Below are 3494 nucleotides of genomic sequence, written 5' to 3' on the forward strand. Positions count from 1 at the left end.
CCAGGGCATCTTCGACACCGATTTCGACAAGTACACCGAGGATGCGGTGGCGCTGTTCAGCGCGACCGGGATCACCACGGTGTTCACCAACCTCGAGGGATTCCCAGAGGACTGGAAAGAGAATCCAGACGCCTTCGTGAAATTCGTTCGTGAGCACCAGTGCTCCAGTTTCCTGGAGTATGGCGAGTACCCCTACGTCACCGCCGACGAGATCAAGAAGGCACTGCGGCTCAAAGCGGCGTTCTCCGACATGCTTGACCAAATGCAATGATCCGCAGCGAAACGTGCACCGATGCTTGAGTTGGAGGACATTCAGCATATTCTGCTGACCCGCACGCCGGCGATGACCGGGCGCTACGAGTTCCTGTCATTCGACGACCCGGCCGGCGGCCGGGCGTGGCTGTCCGAGCTGATCGACAGGGTCGACTCGGCGGCGACGGCGCAAGCCTCGATGGACAGCACGAAGCGGTGGATCACGCTGGCGTTCACGTGGAGCGGCCTGCGAGCACTCGGATTGCCCGAGGAATCCCTGGCAACTTTCCCGGAGGCGTTTCGCCAGGGCATGGCGGCTCGGGCAGACATCTTGGGCGATACCGGGGCTAACCACCCTGACAACTGGGTCGGCGGTCTGGCAGGCGGTGACTTGCACGCGATCGCGATCCTGTTCGCGCGCGATGACGCCGAACATGCGCGCGCCACGGGAGAACACGACAAGCTTGTGGCCCGGTGTGATGGTGTGCGTAGTCTGTCGATGTTGGATTTGAACGCGACGCCGCCGTTCAATTACGCACATGATCACTTCGGGTTCCGGGACAGGTTGTCGCAGCCGGTGATCGAGGGATCGGGCGAAGAGCCGACGCCGGGTTCGGGCGTGGCGCTCAAGCCCGGCGAGTTCATCCTCGGCTATCCCGACGAGCACGGGTCGCCCGATCTGCCGCAGCCAGAAGTCCTGTGCCGCAATGGAAGCTACATGGCCTACCGGCGGTTGCAGGAGCACGTTGGACTGTTCCGCGACTATCTGCAGGAGCACGCCGACACGCCGGACGATCAGGAATTGCTCGCCGCGAAATTCATGGGCCGCTGGCGCAGCGGCGCCCCGCTAGTGTTGGCACCGGACAAGGACGATCCCGAGCTGGGCGCGGACCCTATGCGCAACAACGACTTCAACTATAAAGAGATGGATCCGCACGGGTATGCCTGCCCGCTGGGATCGCACGCGCGACGCCTCAACCCACGCGACACCGCGCACAACATGAACCGGCACAGGATAATTCGCCGCGGTGCCACCTACGGTCCTGCATTGCCCGAGGACGCGCCCGACGACGGTGTGGATCGCGGCATCGCCGCGTTCATCATCTGCGCCAGCCTGGTCCGTCAGTTCGAGTTCGCCCAGAACGTGTGGATCAACGACCGCGCCTTCCACGAACTCGGCAACGAGCACGACCCCATCTGTGGAACGCAGGACGGGACACTGGACTTCAAGATTCCCAAGCGGCCGATCCGCAAAACCCTCAAAGGGTTGCCGGCGTTCACCACCCTGACGGGTGGGGCGTACTTCTTCCTGCCCGGCATCAACGCCATGCGATACCTCGCGGCGCTCGACTGATCACGTTAAGGATCCACCATGGGCGCACTTCCGCCGGCGCGGACCTACAACCAAAGCCACATCCCGCGTCCGCACACCGGCGGACGGCGCATCAGCATCTACTGGACCTGGAGTTACCCGTGGGAAGCCCAACGCGACCCCGCCGCGATGTACAACCGCTTCTCCACCATGACCGAAGTCCGCAACGCCTTATGGCCGGGCTACGAGACACCGGAATACGACGAGGCGCACTTCCTCCAGGGCATCGCCGGCACCCTGGAACTGTTCCACCGCTCGGCGCTGGCTTTCCAGGACCTGGCTGGCGAAGCCACCGGCCACCCAGTCGCCGTCTTCCAGCGCATAGACCAGGCCGGCTACAAACTCCGGATCGACGAGCGGATCCTCGCCGATACCGACACCCTGATGGTCTTCGGGCTTGACCACATCCTGTCGGAACAAGAAGCCGCACCGGAGGAGATCAGCGCCATCCGGGAATGGCTGCAACGAGAAGGCACGTGCTTGCTGCTGGCCCCGCATCACGACGTGGGCTTCACCGACGATTTCGCCCAGCGTCAGGTTGAATACCAGCATCACGGCGACCCGCTGGTGCCCCGCCAACAACGGTTCGGGCAGTACACCCGCTCCCTGATGACGGCCCTCGAGGTCCCGGTGCACAACACTTGGGGGCTGCGTCCTGCTGTTGTCGAGGGCACCAAGCAGATCGCACCCCTGACCGCGGCCCGCGACCTGGACGCCGCGAGGCTGCTCGACAACGTCACCACGTTCAACTTCCATCCCCACCTGCCGCACTACGAACTCACCGCTCCGGAGAGCGACTCGGTGCGGGTGTTGGGTCGTCAACGGATCGATCCCTCGAGGCCCCATCCCTTCACCGCGGCGGGCAACACCGAATTCAACGCGCTGATCTGGATGCCGGCGTCGGGCTGGCGTGCCGGCGACATCGTCCTCGTCGACTCCACGAACTTCACCACGCTTTTCGGCGGCACCGACAGCCTCAAGAATTTTTGGCACAACCTTGCCATCATGAAGTGATGTTTCGGCGTCACCGTGGGGTCGATGCCCAGGATTGCGGAGCGAGAGGAAGCTAGAGGTCACAATGCCCGGTATGGCAGCGATGGCCATGGGCGCAGCGCCCGTCCTCGGTGGTGCGCTGCTCGGCGCTGCGGTGGGGCAACTCAGGGGTCCAGACATGCGAGAGGGGATTAAACAAGACCTGGAGCTGCTCGAGCAGCTGCCTGAAATGGAGGCGGCCCGGCGGGAGGCGCTGCGGCGCAGCATCAACGACCGCATCGATGAATTGATCGTGGCGGAGGACAAGGCACGCCAGCTGCGCGCCACCGCCAGTTCCTATGCAGGAAGCTGGCGTGACATCGTCCTATTTGCCTGCACGGTGCTCTTCTCGATCGTCTGGTGGTCGGTCGACCACGACCGGGACAGCTGGCTGCCCGTGTTCATTACCACGATTGCGGCGTCAGTCGTGGCGGGCGGCTACGCAGTCCGGGGTATGCGCCGAAGCGCGCGCAGGATGCGTCGTCGCGCCGATCGTGGTCAGCAATCGTAAGCGGCGTCCGCCCGGTCGCACGCGCGTGGCAACACGGGTTGTGAGCGTCGTCGGTGGCTTCGCGCCACGCGGCTCGGCTGGCCCGTCGGGCAACCGGGGTATGCATCGACTGGGGGCGCCGCTACGTGCCGACTGCGGCATGCTCGCCGGGCCAGGGCCGCGACGCGCACGGGCGCTTTACCGGAAGCCGAAAGCCGACGCATGAGTGACAGCACCGAACCCGTACCCGTCCGCACGAGTTTCACCGCCGACGAGATCGACACGATCTACGACGACCTTTGGGCGGCGGGTTACGTCCTGCATTGCACGGACATTGAGGACGGGGAG

General features: G+C 64.4%; 3 protein-coding genes and 1 pseudogene. All 4 read left to right on the forward strand.

Going from position 1 to position 3494, the window contains the following annotated elements; translation table 11 throughout:
* Positions 1-271 (forward strand): annotated as a pseudogene (locus VNW74_RS20690) (hypothetical protein); the annotation flags it as partial.
* A 21-nt stretch (positions 272-292) separates the two neighbouring features.
* A complete protein-coding gene (locus VNW74_RS20695) occupies positions 293-1606 on the forward strand; it encodes a peroxidase (protein WP_325680235.1) in 1314 nt (437 codons plus the stop codon).
* An 18-nt stretch (positions 1607-1624) separates the two neighbouring features.
* On the forward strand, positions 1625-2638 hold the full coding sequence (locus tag VNW74_RS20700; RefSeq protein ID WP_325680237.1) for a hypothetical protein: 1014 nt from the start codon (positions 1625-1627) through the stop codon (positions 2636-2638).
* Positions 2639-2711: 73 nt separating this feature from the next.
* Positions 2712-3167, forward strand: a complete 456-nt coding sequence (locus tag VNW74_RS20705) for a hypothetical protein (RefSeq protein WP_325680239.1) — start codon at positions 2712-2714, stop codon at positions 3165-3167.
* The last annotated feature ends 327 nt before the right edge of the window (positions 3168-3494 follow it).

The sequence above is a fragment of the Mycobacterium sp. genome (assembly GCF_035570115.1).
Taxonomy (GTDB): domain Bacteria; phylum Actinomycetota; class Actinomycetes; order Mycobacteriales; family Mycobacteriaceae; genus Mycobacterium.